The 14,801-nt window shown below is 56.2% G+C and carries 9 protein-coding genes and 3 pseudogenes; 3 read left to right on the forward strand and 9 right to left on the reverse strand.

Annotated elements, in window-relative coordinates:
* Positions 1-100: 100 nt before the first annotated feature.
* The 3 genes and pseudogenes from FDY98_RS23735 to FDY98_RS23745 all read right to left on the reverse strand — a co-directional run bounded on the left by FDY98_RS23735 (position 101) and on the right by FDY98_RS23745 (position 3,733).
* Complete coding sequence (locus FDY98_RS23735; protein ID WP_022522448.1) at positions 101-307, reverse strand: cold-shock protein; 207 nt, start codon at positions 305-307, stop codon at positions 101-103.
* A gap of 204 nt (positions 308-511) precedes the next feature.
* Positions 512-2,196: pseudogene (locus tag FDY98_RS23740) on the reverse strand (GMC family oxidoreductase).
* Positions 2,197-2,222: 26 nt separating this feature from the next.
* Positions 2,223-3,733 (reverse strand): annotated as a pseudogene (locus FDY98_RS23745) (CoA-acylating methylmalonate-semialdehyde dehydrogenase).
* 150 nt (positions 3,734-3,883) lie between these two features.
* Here FDY98_RS23745 and FDY98_RS23750 point away from each other — a divergent pair.
* The 3 genes from FDY98_RS23750 to FDY98_RS23760 all read left to right on the forward strand — a co-directional run bounded on the left by FDY98_RS23750 (position 3,884) and on the right by FDY98_RS23760 (position 7,094).
* The gene (locus FDY98_RS23750) at positions 3,884-4,792 is read left to right on the forward strand and encodes a LysR family transcriptional regulator (protein ID WP_027958552.1); all 909 of its coding nucleotides are present in this window, start codon (positions 3,884-3,886) and stop codon (positions 4,790-4,792) included.
* Between the two features lie 95 nt (positions 4,793-4,887).
* Positions 4,888-5,511, forward strand: coding sequence for a peptide-methionine (S)-S-oxide reductase MsrA (msrA, locus tag FDY98_RS23755; protein ID WP_027958553.1), 624 nt, complete (start codon positions 4,888-4,890; stop codon positions 5,509-5,511).
* Positions 5,512-5,711: 200 nt separating this feature from the next.
* A complete protein-coding gene (locus FDY98_RS23760) occupies positions 5,712-7,094 on the forward strand; it encodes an NAD-dependent succinate-semialdehyde dehydrogenase (RefSeq protein WP_027958554.1) in 1,383 nt (460 codons plus the stop codon).
* An 86-nt stretch (positions 7,095-7,180) separates the two neighbouring features.
* Here the strand turns inward: FDY98_RS23760 and FDY98_RS23765 are convergent, their stop codons facing one another.
* From FDY98_RS23765 to FDY98_RS23785, 6 genes and pseudogenes are all read right to left on the reverse strand, one after another.
* Positions 7,181-7,669 (reverse strand): phosphatidylglycerophosphatase A family protein, encoded by a 489-nt coding sequence (locus FDY98_RS23765; protein WP_027958555.1) that lies wholly within the window; start codon positions 7,667-7,669, stop codon positions 7,181-7,183.
* Positions 7,669-8,414, reverse strand: a pseudogene (locus FDY98_RS23770) (tellurite resistance TerB family protein). The gene FDY98_RS23765 and the pseudogene FDY98_RS23770 overlap by 1 nt, the downstream one beginning before the upstream one ends.
* Before the next feature lie 129 nt (positions 8,415-8,543).
* Entirely contained in the window at positions 8,544-8,822 is a 279-nt protein-coding gene (locus FDY98_RS29000) for a hypothetical protein (RefSeq protein ID WP_340146977.1), read from the reverse strand.
* Positions 8,798-11,608, reverse strand: a complete 2,811-nt coding sequence (locus tag FDY98_RS23775) for an SMC family ATPase (RefSeq protein ID WP_340146978.1) — start codon at positions 11,606-11,608, stop codon at positions 8,798-8,800. Before FDY98_RS23775 ends, FDY98_RS29000 begins: the two co-directional genes overlap by 25 nt.
* On the reverse strand, positions 11,605-12,753 hold the full coding sequence (locus FDY98_RS23780) for an exonuclease SbcCD subunit D (RefSeq protein ID WP_009288339.1): 1,149 nt from the start codon (positions 12,751-12,753) through the stop codon (positions 11,605-11,607). Before FDY98_RS23780 ends, FDY98_RS23775 begins: the two co-directional genes overlap by 4 nt.
* A gap of 151 nt (positions 12,754-12,904) precedes the next feature.
* On the reverse strand, positions 12,905-14,536 hold the full coding sequence (locus FDY98_RS23785) for a DASS family sodium-coupled anion symporter (RefSeq protein ID WP_035538204.1): 1,632 nt from the start codon (positions 14,534-14,536) through the stop codon (positions 12,905-12,907).
* Positions 14,537-14,801 lie beyond the last annotated feature (265 nt).

Raw genomic sequence — 14,801 nt, forward strand, 5'->3', positions numbered from 1 at the left:
AGTTTAGGTTACAAAACCTAAAAAGCGAAAACCCCGCACTTGGCGGGGTTTTCTGGTCAATCAACGCTAAGCGGTGATTGTTAACACCTTAGTAAAGGAATTAACCTTCTACTTTGATGTTAGAAGCCTGAAGGCCTTTTTTACCCTGGGTGACGTCGAAGGAAACCTTCTGACCGTCTTGCAGGGATTTGAAGCCTTCTGCCTGAATTTCTGAGAAATGCGCGAACAGATCGTCGCCATTGTCGTCAGGAGAAATGAAGCCGAAACCTTTAGTGTCGTTGAACCACTTAACGGTACCAGTTGCCATGATCGAAATCCTCAATGTTGCTAATTAAACCGGGAAATACCCGAATTGCAGTGGGTATAACAAGAGACTTTCACCAGATTTAACGCTAGAGGCGCTTCTATACTGCTGACAACGTTCGACTTGCTAACCAACTGTAACTATTCTGCGCTCAACCACCCTCCTGCGTCAACACCCCCATAAAACGCTGCTTAGTAGATTTTGTCGCTAGTAAACCTCACGCCTCTCAGCCAGTATCCAACCGGCGGCCTTCTCGGCAATCATCAGCGTCGGAGAATTGGTGTTGCCACTGGTGATGGTCGGCATAACGCTGGCGTCAGCCACTCTTAGCCCGCTAATACCACGCACTCTCAGCCGTGCATCGACCACTGCCATCGCATCATCTTCCTGGCCCATACGTGCGGTGCCCACCGGGTGGAAAATAGTCGTGCCGATATCACCAGCCAGCCGGGCTAACTCATCGTCGCTTTGATACTCGACGCCGGGTTTCACCTCTTCCGGCGCGTATTTGGCAAACGCAGGCTGCTCGGCGATACGCCTCGTCACCCGCAGAGAATCCGCCGCCACTTTGCGATCTTCAGGGGTGCTCAAGTAATTGGGAGAAATCGCCGGTGCCTGGCGCGGGTCGCTGCTTTTAAGTCGCACGGTGCCCCGGCTGGTAGGGTTCAAATTGCATACGCTGGCGGTAATCGCTGGGTAGGGATGCAGCGGCTGACCAAAGGCTTCCAGGCTTAGCGGCTGCACGTGGTACTCAATATTGGGGTGCGGCTGATCCTTCGTGCTGCGGGTAAAAGCCCCAGCTGCGAAGGTGCCATGCTCATCGGCCCAGAGCGCTTAAACAGGTACTCAAGGCCAATTCCCGCTTTACCCCACAGCGTGCTGGCTATGGCATTGAGGGTTTTGCCATTAGTAATCCGATATATCGAACGAATCTGCAGGTGATCCTGCAAGTTCTCGCCGACGCCCGGCAGCTCATGCACTACCTCAACGCCGTGCTTACGCAACGACTCTGCGGGCCCCACACCGGAAAGCTGCAGCAGATGCGGCGTACCAATAGCGCCTGCGCACAGCACCACTTCCCTGTTCGCCATGACGTGAAGGGGGTTGCCCTCACGCTCCAACTCCACCCCTGTGCAGCGCAGCATGTTGGCACTTTTTTCGAACAGCAGCCGATTTACCTGGGTGGAGTGCCATAGCGTGAGGTTTTTGCGCTTAAGCGCAGGGCGCAAAAACGCTTTGGCGGTATTCCAGCGCCAGCCCGATCGCTGATTGACCTCAAAGTAGGCCACGCCTTCGTTAGAGCCACGGTTAAAATCGTCGGTACGCGGGATGCCCGCCTGCACGGCAGCTTCGGCAAAATCATCCAGCACCTGCCACTTAAGGCGCTGCTTTTCGATCCGCCACTCCCCACCGTGGCCGTGAAAATCCCGGTGCTGGGCGTCTGAATCGCCGCCCTCATCCAGACGATAGTGATCTTCATGTTTGATAAAGTCGGGAAGGCAGTTCTCCCAGCGCCAAGCATCGTCACCGGTGACTTCCGCCCAGTGGTCATAGTCCCGCGCTTGGCCGCGCATATAGATCATGCCGTTGATGCTAGAGCAGCCGCCCAGGGTTTTCCCCCGCGGGTAGATCAGCGAACGGCCGTTGAGGCCTTTATCGGGCTCGGTGCGAAACAGCCAGTCGGTGCGTGGGTTATTAATGCAGTAGAGGTAGCCCACCGGAATATGAATCCAGTGGTAGTTATCGCGACCGCCCGCCTCTATCAGCAGCACCTTATTATTGGGATTGGCACTCAAACGATTAGCCATCAGGCACCCCGCGGTGCCTGCGCCGATCACGATATAGTCGAAGTAACTGATATGGTCGATATTGTTATGGGTAGATTCTGACATTGGTTGGCTCCGGTAACGTTTAGTCGCTACTTCGCCGTGGGCATTACAAATTCAGCCCCGGCATCAATCGAATCCGACCAACGCTGCATAATCGATTTCTGCTTGGTGTAGAAACGCACGCCTTCTTCCCCATAGGCGTGGGTGTCACCAAACAGCGAGCGCTTCCAGCCACCAAAGCCGTGCCATGCCATGGGTACCGGAATGGGCACATTGATACCCACCATGCCGACCTGAATACGGCGGCCAAACTCCCGCGCCACCGTACCGCTTTCGGTAAAGCAGCTAACGCCGTTGCCAAACTCATGGTCGTTAATCAACTGGATTGCAGTGGCGATATCCGGCACCCGCACGCAGACCAGCACCGGGCCAAAAATTTCTTCTTTATAGATCGTCATCTCGGGAGTGACATTGTCAAAAAGCGTGCCGCCCATCCAGAACCCGTCGGCGCAGTCCTCGCCTGCCGATGAAGCATTAAAGTTGCGTCCATCGACCACCAGTTCAGCGCCTTCAGCCACGCCTTTTTCGATATACCCGGTAATCCGCTGGTGGGCTTGGCGAGTCACAATGGGGCCCATTTCCGCATCCAGCTGCATGCCATCTTTTACTTTCAGTGCTTTGGCTCGCTCCGCCAATGCCGGGACGACCTTATCCGCCACATCGCCGACCAACACCGCCACGCTAATCGCCATACAGCGCTCGCCGGCAGAGCCATAGGCGGCACCGATCAGTGCGTCGACAGCTTTATCCAAATGCGCATCCGGCATCACTACCATATGATTTTTGGCCCCACCCAAGGCTTGAATGCGCTTGCCGTTGCGGGCGCCACGCTCGTAGATCAGGTTGGCAATCGGCGTTGAGCCCACAAACGACAGCGCTTTAACATGCGGGTGGTCGATGAGCACTTCCACGGAGTCTTTATCACCCTGCACAACGTTGAACACGCCATCGGGCAGGCCAGCCTGCTTCAGCAGTTCAGCCATCAGCAGCGAAGCACTGGGGTCGAGCGGGCTGGGTTTCAAAATAAACGTATTACCCGCCGCAATTGCCAGCGGGAACATCCACATCGGCACCATGGCGGGGAAATTAAATGGCGTTATACCAGCGACGACACCTAACGGCTGGCGCATCGTCCAGTTATCGATCCCGGTACTCACCTGCTCGGTGTAGTCACCCTTTAACAACTGCGGAATACCGCAGGCAAATTCCACAATATCGATACCGCGGGCCACTTCCCCCTGGGCGTCGGTGAACACCTTGCCGTGCTCTTTGGTAATTGCTTCGGCTAGCTCATCTTTATGAGCGTTTAACAGCTCTAAAAACTTGAACATCACCCGGGCGCGGCGGATCGGCGGGTATCGGCCCAGGCAGGAAAAGCGGCTTGTGCGGCCTCTACCGCCGTATTGACGTCCGCCGGGGAAGCGAGCGACACACGGCCGGTAACTCGGCCAGTGGCAGGGTTAAAGACGTCCTGGGATTGAGCAGACTCACCCGCGGTGACCTGACCATTAATAAAGTGCTGAATCGCTGTTGTTGTCATGGGAGTACCTAGTTAAGAACGCATGTTTAAAGCGTGTGCAAAAAGCTTACTTTCAGCCTAGCCTACTGGGCCTAGCGAACGGATCAATTGAGTTATTTAAAAGCCAGTTATAAGATTTACTAATATCACGGCGAGTATTTGAGGCTAATCATGCAAGAGTACGCCACCCTGCGCGCCTTCGTGGCCGTTGCACGAACAGGCAGCGTGTCACGCGCCGCAGAACAGCTGCACCTGACTCAGCCGGCCATTAGCCTAAAGTTGAAGCAACTGCAGTCGAATTTAGGCCTCACGCTGTTTAGTCGCCGTCCTCAAGGCCTTGCTCTGACGCCCGACGGCCATGCACTGCTGCCTGCCGCTGAAAAGGCCCTGGCCAGCGCCCTGTCGTTTGAGCAAACCGCCGGGACATTACACAGCACGCTGCGCGGCAAGCTCTCAATTGGCACCATTGTCGACCCCGAATTTCTCCGTCTAGGCGCCTTTTTGAGCCGCTTGATGGCTCGTGCGCCGCAGTTAGAAACCGAACTTCACCATGGTATGAGCGGCAGCGTGCTTAATCGTATTGAACAAGGCGACTTGGATGTGGGGTTTTACCTAGCGCCGCCCGCTCAAGGCCCTGGAAAAGGCCATGAGACGCTTGCTTGGCGTGAGCTAACCCATTTTGATTATCACGTGATTGCCCCTGCAGGCTGGGAAAATCGACTCATTGATACTCGTTGGGAGCACTTAGCCACGCTGCCCTGGATTGTTACGCCACAGGATTCCGCCCACCATCGGCTGTTAAAGCAGGCGCTGGCACCGAGCGGCACAGTTCCCAACCGGGTGGCCCAAGTTGACCAGGAGGCCTGCATGCTTGACCTGGTGCGCGCAGGCGTTGGCTTAAGCCTGGCCCGGGATGCCCTGGCAATGACCGAGCGCCAGGAGAGCGGCCTGGCAGTGGCGGAGAATATTCGCCTGCCCTGCGCGTTAAGCTTTATCTGGCGTCATGAAAGCACCAACGAATCGACTGTCAACGCTGCGCTCAGTACGCTGGATGAGGTATGGCCCCATCGTCTAGGCTAGGTAGTGATAAAGGGACTGTAAGGAAAAGGAACACCAAGCGACTAATCAGCTCACTAATTAAGCAGTAACTCGCCCCCTCCACCGGAGTGCTTGCAATGATCCGTCTGTCCCCTCTTCGTCCATTTACGCTTGGCGTATTGGCGGCCGCTGGCCTAGCCAGCCCTTCGCTTCAAGCTCAGAGCAGTGCAGAAGCGACTTTTGCCGGTGGCTGCTTCTGGTGTATGGAACCGCCGTACGATAACCAACCCGGCGTCACTTCCACCATTTCCGGCTATATCGGCGGCGAGCTAGAGAACCCCACCTACGAAGAAATCTCCCAGGGCGGTACTGGCCATGCTGAAGTCGTGCAAATCGAATACGACTCCGAGCAGATCAGTTACGAGCAGCTCTTAGAAATCTTCTGGCGCAACATCGACCCCTTTGCGGTCGACCGTCAGTTCTGTGATGTAGGCGATCAATACCGCTCGGCGATCTTCTATCATGACGAAGCCCAGCGTGAACTGGCCGAAGCGTCCAAAGCCGAAATGGAAGCGCGCTTCGACCGGGAGATCGCCACCCAGATAGTACCAGCCACCAAGTTCTGGCCTGCTGAGGAGTACCACCAGGACTATTATCAAAAGAACCCCGTGCGCTATAAGTTCTACCGCTACAGCTGTGGTCGCGACGGGCGCCTGGAAGAAGTGTGGGGCGAAGAAGCCGGAGGGCCTTCGTTTGAGTAACAAGCGGTACACCATGAACACATTGATTGAAGTGATGGGTTGAACTGTTTGCTTTAATCACTGCCGGAAAGGTAACGCCAATGTTATGCATGGTCGTTCTTTTTGTACTACAGTGACCGTGCACCAGTAATAGACCGGTCGATTAGGCGCCCTGGAGCTAGGCGCTTTGACCCCACGTTGATCTATAGATAGGAGATCTTATGAGCAACAGTATCAAGACGATCAATCCCACCAATGGTGAAACCCTCGAATCCTATACGCTAATGAGCAGCGCGGAAGCCAAGCAGATAGTGGACGCCTGCTACGAGGCGTTTCTCGATTGGCGCCTAGAATCGCTGGAAAGCCGCGCTAAAACGGTCAAAGCCATTGGCCAAGCGCTGCAAAAGCATAAAGAAGAGCTTGCCGACCTGATGGTCAATGAGATGGGTAAACTGCCTTCTCAGGCCCGCCAGGAAGTCGATCTTTGCACCGGCATCTGTGATTACACCGCTGAACATGGCCCCAAAAAGCTAGCCGACGAAGAGCGTCAGCCTGGCAATGGTAAACGCGGTTTCGTGACCTACTCACCGATGGGTGTGATCTACGGCATTCAGCCCTGGAACTTCCCTGCATATCAGGTAGTACGTTACTCAATCGCCAATATCATGGCGGGTAACGGCGTGCTGCTAAAACACGCTGAAAACGTGACTGGCAGCGGCCTGCTGTTGGAAAAGATCTACCGCGAAGCGGGTCTTCCGGAAAACGTCTTCCGTACACTGGTGATCTCTCACGATGTTTCTGATGAGGTGATTGCTCATTCTGCGGTACGTGGCGTAACGCTAACGGGTAGTGATGGCGCAGGTCGCAAAGTCGCTGGCAAAGCGGCTGAGTACCTTAAAAAGACCGTGCTTGAGCTGGGCTCTAACGACGCCTACCTGGTGCTCGATGACGCCGATATGGATGTCGCCATCGACACCTGCGTACAGGGGCGCGTCTACAACGGCGGTCAAACCTGCGTCGCGGCCAAGCGTTTTGTGGTCACTGAAAAGAACTATGAAACGTTTAAAAAGCGCTATGTAGAACGTATGCAGTCGCTTAAAGCGGGTGACCCGACCCAAGAAGACAGCGATCTGGGCCCCATGGCTCGCGTGGATCTGCGCGATGGTCTCCACGACCAAGTGGAAGAGAGCGTGCGCAAAGGTGCGAAGATTCTCTGCGGTGGCGAAAAGCCATCCGGTAAGGGCGCGTTTTACCCAGTCACCGTGCTGGACAACGTCACCCCCGGCCAGCCCGCTTACGACGATGAGCTATTTGGCCCTGTCGCTGCGCTGATTCGTGCCAAAGACGACGAAGATGCCATGCGCATTGCCAACGATAGCCGTTACGGCCTGGGCGGCGGCATCATCTCTAAAGATGTGAAACGCGCTACCGAGCTTGCCAGCAAGTACTTTGATACCGGCATGGTGTTTATCAATGGCTTTGGTGTTGCGACACCGGAAATGCCTTTCGGCGGCGTTAAAAACTCCGGTTACGGTCGCGAACACGGCGGTTTCGGCATGCACGAGTTCGTCAATGCCAAGTCGGTGATTGTCGTTCAAGAGTAAGGTAATAAGAGCTCAAAATCGTGAGCAATAAGATAGAGCGCCGCTAGCTTTTTATTAAGCTAGTGGCGCTTTTTTCGTTGCAAGTATCATGAGTTTAACTGTTGCCCAGAGGTTCGACGCTGCCAAAGCTTTAGCCCAATCGCTATTACCACCCAGGTCACCAACGCCGCGATAACATCATCCAAGACAATGCCAAAACCGCCATGAACATACTCTGCCAGATGAATCGGCGGCGGCTTCAGCGCATCGAAAAAGCGGTAGACAACGAATGCCAACGCCATAACCAGCGGGTGACGCGCAGCTTGCAACCCGATGACCGCCAGCGGGAACGCAAGGTACTCATCAGCGACGATACTGCCATGATCCAAACCGTCATAGTGCCAGGCGGCGATGTGGCAAACCGGTATCGCAAGTAGCAGCAGAGCTGCCATGATAGCGCCTTGTTGACCTAGCGGGCGGCTTAACAGCCACCACGCCAGGGGGATGCCCAGCAGCGAGCCAAAGGTACCCGGCGCCATCGGCGCTAGCCCCAGCCCAAAGCCGGTAGCTAGCCAAAAATTAACCGTATCCAGCATTAACCCGCCTGCTGCGCTTGACGCTCGAGTTCGTCGGTCATCTCTTTGGGCAAGTTAAGTGCACTGGCTAACTGGTCGAGCCAGGCGCGCTCCATGGGGTTTTGATCGTCGGTCACGGCCACGCTGATCAGGTACATTTCACGGGCCGCTTGAGGGGAGTCCGCTTCGCGGGCCAGTGCCTGGGCATCCAGCGGTGCTTTTAGCTGCTGCTCCACCCAGTTATGCATCTCTTGATCAGCACCTAGGGCGTCAATCTGTTCAGTAATCAGCGCCTGCTCCTGCTCATCAATATGGCCATCGGCCCGGGCGGCCATAATCATCGCCTGCAGCAGTTCCAGGCTGCGACGCTCTTGGTACTCGCCACTAAGCGCTTCTACCCGCTCGCCCTCTGTCGCATTCTGGGTCGTATTTTGCTGCGCATTGCCATTTTCGCCGCCTGAGAACTCTGCCACGCTTTCCATGCCAGCACGCCCACCCCAGCAATGGCGCCGTATTTTAGTGCTTTGCCGCCCATGCTACGGCCACGTTTGGAACCCACCAGTAAACCCATGGCACCGCCACCAAGCAGGCTTTTCATATCAAAGCTACTGGAGGAGCCGCCACCTTGACCGCTGCTACTGCCACCGCCTAGCTGCTTAGAAAGCCCGCTCAGCATGCCTTTAACATCGACACCACTGCTACTGCCGCCCTTCTGGCTTCCGCCGGCTTGCTGCATCAGCTGCTGTAAAATTTTGCTTGCGTTCATCCTTGTACTCCTAAGTAGATAGTATCTTTAGGGCTCGTTTGACGATTCATTTACTTTATAAAACATTCTATATGAACCCAGCATGAACCAGGCCTTGTAAGAAAACTGCCTGCACTCGGCCATGCGGCGTTAAAGAAGTACGCCCTTTACTTCCACAGAGCTCCCGTGGCGGCTGGCACTTACGTCTATACGAACTGGCATTTGCTCTTTGAGTTCGCTGACATGGGAGATCACCCCAATCATGCGCCCGCCCATTTGCAGTTCGCTGAGCATGGCAATCGCTTGATCCAGCGCATCCTGATCCAGGCTGCCAAAGCCCTCATCGATAAATAGCGTATCCAGTTGAATACCGCCAGCGTACGCCTGCACTACATCCGAGAGCCCTAGCGCCAGCGAGAGCGCGGCCATAAAAGACTCCCGCCGGAGAGTGTCGCTACCGAACGGTTCTTGCCGGTGTAGGTGTCGGCCACATCAAGCTCCAGACCCGACGCTCTGTTACCTTTGGAGGGATCTTCCCGACGCACCAACTGATAACGCCCGCGGCTCATGCGCACCAAACGCTCCGAAGCTTGAATCAATACGTCATCCAGCAACACACCCAGCACAAAGCGCTGCAGACTAATACGGTGCCCCGTGCGGCCGTTAGCGACTTCGCTGAGCGTGCCCCACAGCTGATACTGGGCTTCGAGCTCTGCCTGCGCCCTGTGGGCAGTCGCAAGCTTTTGACGAATACCGCGCAGCGTGGTCAGCCTCCCATCCAGCCCCCGCCACGCCTCTAGCTGGGTGTTCTCTTCGACCTGGGCCGCCTCGGTTAGGCTGGTCAACGCGGCCATATTCGGCGGCGTTTTTTCCGCAAGCTGAGTTTGGTAGTTCTCCAGCGCGCCTTCAAACTCGGCCAGGCGGCGTTGGTACGCCTCTACCTGGCGAGTCAACTCTTGCTGCTGGTTATCATCTAACTGCGCAGCCTGAAACGCCGCTTCATCTTCAAAGGGGCTGGCCTGCAGGGCGGCTTGCCACTCAGCTTGCACCTGCTGAAGCGTCTGCTCGCTACGTTCGATTCGCTCGTTCGCACCACGTAGCTGCTCTTCCGCCCGCGCCAGTTGGGTTTGGCTGGTCGAGAGCATCTGCTGGGCGCTCTCCCAGGCTTTTTCGAGCTGTGCGATCTGGTGTTCAAGCTCAGTGAGGGTTCGGCGCATTGCCTCAGGGTCGCGGGCATCTTCCGGCAGCGATTGGCTCAGTTGATCGCGCTGACTCTCTAGGCGCAACGCGTCCTCTTTTGCCTTCTCCACCGCGGGCCGTTGGGTTTTAAGCTGCTTATCCAGTGCGCCCCACTCGCGGCGCAGCGCTTCGCGAGCAGCGGTTTGCTGGCTAATCTCACGTTCAACTCTTTCCCGGCGCTGCACTTGGCGGCGCAAGCCTTCGCAGGCAGTTTGCAGCTCAGCCAGCGGTTGGCTAGCCCACTCGCCCAGCTGTTGGGTAAGCCGCTGGGTCTGCTCTGTGTTGTAGTTAATCTGCTGAGTGAGCTGATGGTGGTGACGCTCGGCGCCCTGTTGTGCTTGACGAGCCTGCTCTTGTGCCGCCCTGGCTTCTTCAACCTGCGCCTGAGTGACCAGCTCGGCACTGTTAACCGCTGGGGCTGGATGCTCCAGGCTGCCGCACACCGGGCAAGGGATATCCTGCTCAAGGGTGAGCGCCAACAGCGCGGCCTGCCCCTGGTGCCAGCGCATCTCCTGCTCAGTGGCGTGGCGTTGCGCTCGTTCTGCTTCGCTTTGCTGACGGTTGAGTGCCTCCGTTGCCTGCTGCTGTTGGCTGGTTAACTCACGCGCTTGCCGGGCGAGCTCATCCAGCTCTTGGCGCTGGGTCAGCAGGTCGTTATGGCGGCTGAGCTCAGCGGGGGCGCTGGCCAGTTGCTGAAATTCTGTCTGTAAGCGTTCCAGATTAACGCTAATCGCTTCGCCCTGCTGGCGAATGTTATCTAGCTGCGCCTCATCACGCTTGAGCGCACTATCGGCTTGTTGCCAGGAGGCCTGCACCGTTTGAAAAAGCGCCTGCAACTCGCTTAATTGCTGGCTTTTATGAATAAATTCGCCCAATTGGCGATGCCGTTCACGGAGCGTGGGGAGCTCTGCCTGACGCTGGCGTGCTACTTCTAACGCCTGCTGCGCCTGTTCGGCGTGAGTACGTTGAGTGGCTAATTCGGCTTGCGCCTGTCGCTGCTCGGCCTGGGCGGTGGTCAACGCCTGCTGCGCTTGGTCTAAGGCAGCTCTCTGTGGGCGCAGCGCCTGGGCGTGGGTGCTTTGCGCTAAACGCTCCTGAGTGCTTACTATCTGTGTGTGCTGCTCAAGATGACGGGCTTTATCCGCCGCCAGCGTATCGCGAGCCTCGAATTGCCGCTGCAGCGCCAACGCCTCATCGCGCTGTTTTTCGGCGCTACGGCGCTGCTGCTGCGCGGTTTCAAAGCGTTGCCGCGCTTGGTCTACCTGGGGTGTCAGCGCTTCAAGCTCTTGCGCCAACGCGGCTTCGCTCTCAAGCTCCCCCCCGGCGAGTATGCCGCTGATATGCTGGCGATGATCACTCACTGCCCGCTCGATTTGATTGGCCTGGGTGCGCAGACGCTCTTCGATGCGCTGAAAAATCTGGGTTTGAAACAGCTGGGAAAAAATCACTTCGCGCTCTTTGGAGCCTGCCAGCAGCAGTTCACGAAACTTGCCCTGGGGTAGCACCATCACCTGACGAAACTGGTTGGCATCCAGGCCGATCAGGGTTTGCAGCTCCGCGGTGGCATCGTTAACTTTGCGCGCTACCAGGCAAGTCTCTACATCGCCATCTGCCTTTAATCGCCACAGCTGGGCTTCAGCATTATGGGTAGTCGTGCCTTCGCCTCGCGCTTTGGGACGCTCCTGCTGGGGCACGCGGCGAACCCGGTAATCCACACCGCGCAGACGAAAATCCAGGCTGACTTCCGTCAGCAAAGAGTCATCAGCCTGGTCGCAGCGCATCTGCGCCGGATCGCGTTCATTGCCCGTGGTTTGGCCGTAAAGCGCAAAACAGATGGCATCAAGAATCGAGCTTTTACCGGCGCCGGTAGGGCCATTAATCAAAAACAGTGGGCTTCTTCCCAGCGCGGTGAAGTCGATGGTCTCACTGCCCGCAAAGGGCCCGAACGCCTGCATGGTAAGGGTTAGAGGTGTCATCCCTGAGCCTCTTCGTCACGACTAAGCTCGCCTATCAGTTCGCTTATCGCCTCGGCTTGTTGGTCGGTCATGGGCTCACCGCTGGTTTGGGCGAAAAAGTCACTGAACATATCCAGTGCGCTGAACTTCAGCCGCTCACGGTCAAGCTGCTGATTACCCTGGGCATCCAGCATGCCGGGCTTCTCGAGATGTAGCACGTTGGGATACACCTCACGCAACTTGCCCATGGGGTCGAGAATGGCGTGGCGATCGGTTAACCGCACCAGCAGATAGTCGTCGGCATTGGCATCCGTTCGCCCCTGGGCAATCAACGCATCGATCTCGCCCTCTAATACGCGAACTTCACGACTGGGTATGAGGGGTATCTGCTCGATCTTGGTGACGCCGCTCGCATCAAAATCCACCAGCGTCACGCCTTTACGCTGGCTGGCTTCGGAAAAGCTATATTTGAGCAGCGAGCCGCTGTAACGAATATGCTCGCCGCCGCGGTACTGGGGGCCGTGAAGGTGGCCAAGCGCCACATAGTCAAAGCCTTGCATAGGCTCCCAGGCGACGCTTTCGGCACCGCCCAGGGTCAGCGGGCGTTCAGAATCAGAGGCGCTGCCACCATCCACAAAGCAGTGGCTCATCAATATGCACGGGCGTGTCGGGTGACGCTGCTCTTCGATGCGCTCAACCAAATAGCGGTGGGAGCCGTCAAAATCGCGCACCTCCACGTTAAACTGGCTGCGAACATGTTCGGGGTCGGCGTAGGGAATGCCGAACACATCCATCTCAGCGCCCTTAATCGTCAGCGTTACAGGTGTGTCAAAATCAGCTAAGTCGGAAAGAATATGCAGACCGGCCTGACGCAGGTGGCGCGCGCCGAAACGAAGCCGCTCAGCACCATCGTGGTTACCTGAAATCATGATCACCGGCAGCTTGCGCTCCTCGCAGAGCGCGTGGAGCACCTCATCCAGCAGCGTTACCGCCGCCGCAGGCGGCACCGAACGGTCGTAGATATCGCCCGCAATCAGCACCGCATCGACGTTTTCCCGGTCGACAATCTCGATAAGCTGGTCGAGCACATCGCGCTGATCATCCAGTAACGACAGGTTGTGGAACAGCCGCCCCAGGTGCCAATCGGCGGTGTGAAGTAGACGCATAACAGGCTCAGCAAAAAATAGTGTAGCGGCATGATAACAACCCGATACTCAATCTACCCACAAAACTCCTCACCTACATAAACGACCGACAAAAAGCCCCGCTCAATGGCAGGGCTAATCGTTTCTCTAAAGGCTCTAGGCTCAACCAGCGCTAGCGACGGAAGGCGTCTGGATAGCTGGTGAGATCAACTCCCCACATGACCGGCAGTAGGAAGTAAACCGCCGCCACAATCAGCAGCATGGCGATGATGTTGATCCAGAAGCCGGTGCGCACCATCTCGATAATTTTCAGTTTGCCAGTGGCGAAGATTATGGCGTTGGGCGGCGTACCAACAGGTAGCATAAAGGCACAGTTGGCGGCCATGGCGGCGGGCACCATCAGCACGAAGGGGTGGATATCCAGCGCCAGCGCCAGCGACGCCAACACCGGCAGAATCATGGTGGCCGTGGCGGTATTCGAGGTGATTTCGGTCAAGAACAGCACCATGCCGGTCGCCAGCAGGATGACCAACAGGAAGTTGGCGCCTTCCAGCACGCTCATTTGCCCACCGATCCACTCCGCCAGGCCGGAAGAGCCGAAGCCTGCGGCAATTGCCAAACCACCTCCGAACAACAGCAGAATGCCCCAGGGTACGTCTTTCGCCACGTCCCAACCCAGCAGACAACCACCTTTGTTTTTGGAGGGAATCAAAAACAACAGCAGCGCAGCGACAATCGCGATCATGGTGTCATTGATGCCGGGGATATTGATGATCTGCCCCTGCCACAAGAACGAGCGGGTGATCCACATAAAGGCAGCGAACAAAAACACCACCAGCACCGCTTTCTCTTCGAAGCTGGTGTTACCCAGCGCCGCTTTTTCTTTGTTAATCAGCTCTCGGCCACCTGGTAGGTGACTAAAGTCAATGCGGAAAAACACCCGCGTAAGTAGCAGCCAGGTGATAACAAGCAGTACACACACAATGGGAAATGCAAACATGAGCCAACCGGCAAAGGAGATCTCAATGCCAAACAGCTGATTTACAATTGCGGCGAGTATGATATTCGGAGGGGTTCCAATGAGCGTGCCCAGGCCCCCAATGGTACCGCCATAACCGATACCAAAAATCAGCGCTTTGCTGAACTTATCGATTTCGGCACTGTGGTCGCCGTCACTTTTCGCCAGCTCTTGACTCACCTGATACACGATAGCGGTACCGATCGGCAGCATCATCATGACCGATGCGGTGTTGGAGACCCACATGGACAAAAAGCCCGTCGCGGCCATAAAACCAAACACGATGCTATTAATACTGGTGCCCAACACGGCAATAATCGACAGCGCGATACGCTTGTGAAGATCCCATCGCTCCATTGCCAGCGCGATCATAAAACCGCCCAGAAACAGGAAAATGATCGGATTACCGTAGGCGGCCGTAACGGTATTGCCATCCAAAGCGCCGGTAATCGGTAAAAGCACAATGGGTAGCAACGAGGTCGCGGGAATCGGAATAGCTTCGGTGATCCACCATACGGCCACCCACAGAGTGGTAGCGAGCACCATACGCCCTTCAAAGCTTAAGTCTTCAGGGTGAAAGAACAACACCACAAAAGCGAACAGCAGCGGACCAAGCAACAGGCCAATCTTCTGCGGCGTGGTGTAGGCAGGCGGCTTAGGTTGAGGGGAAGGATTACGCTTGGTATTCGAAGCCGCGGCGTTGGCGGCCCCGCCCGTAGGTAGCGCGCACATCAATAGGTTTTTGGCTTGGTAGTGGGAGTGCCATAGCTGATCCCATACCGTCATCAGGGCAGTTTTATGCATACAATTTGCGCCACTTACGGTCAGAGTGAAAAGAACAAATCGAGGATCAACATTCCGATATATATGCCGCACGATGGGCGACACGGAACCTCCTTTGGCGCCCTTTATTAACTGCAATAGGCAATTAGTCCAGTGATTTGCCATTAATTACAACCAAAGTCTAACAACTTTAGTTTAACTATGCGCAAATACTAACAGTGACATAAGCGCAATGTGCGCTAGCGCACGGACGAAATCTCACATCACG

It is taken from the genome of Halomonas sp. PA16-9 (genome assembly GCF_009728585.1).
GTDB lineage: Bacteria > Pseudomonadota > Gammaproteobacteria > Pseudomonadales > Halomonadaceae > Vreelandella > Vreelandella titanicae.

What these genes read in the sequence shown, in the direction of transcription:
- FDY98_RS23735 (WP_022522448.1), bottom strand. Translation starts at nt 307, where the DNA reads ATGGCAACTGGTACCGTTAAGTGGTTCAACGACACTAAAGGTTTCGGC.
- FDY98_RS23750 (WP_027958552.1), top strand. Translation starts at nt 3,884, where the DNA reads ATGCAAGAGTACGCCACCCTGCGCGCCTTCGTGGCCGTTGCACGAACA.
- msrA (WP_027958553.1), top strand. Translation starts at nt 4,888, where the DNA reads ATGATCCGTCTGTCCCCTCTTCGTCCATTTACGCTTGGCGTATTGGCG.
- FDY98_RS23760 (WP_027958554.1), top strand. Translation starts at nt 5,712, where the DNA reads ATGAGCAACAGTATCAAGACGATCAATCCCACCAATGGTGAAACCCTC.
- FDY98_RS23765 (WP_027958555.1), bottom strand. Translation starts at nt 7,669, where the DNA reads ATGCTGGATACGGTTAATTTTTGGCTAGCTACCGGCTTTGGGCTGGGG.
- FDY98_RS29000 (WP_340146977.1), bottom strand. Translation starts at nt 8,822, where the DNA reads ATGGCCGCGCTCTCGCTGGCGCTAGGGCTCTCGGATGTAGTGCAGGCG.
- FDY98_RS23775 (WP_340146978.1), bottom strand. Translation starts at nt 11,608, where the DNA reads ATGACACCTCTAACCCTTACCATGCAGGCGTTCGGGCCCTTTGCGGGC.
- FDY98_RS23780 (WP_009288339.1), bottom strand. Translation starts at nt 12,753, where the DNA reads ATGCGTCTACTTCACACCGCCGATTGGCACCTGGGGCGGCTGTTCCAC.
- FDY98_RS23785 (WP_035538204.1), bottom strand. Translation starts at nt 14,536, where the DNA reads ATGACGGTATGGGATCAGCTATGGCACTCCCACTACCAAGCCAAAAAC.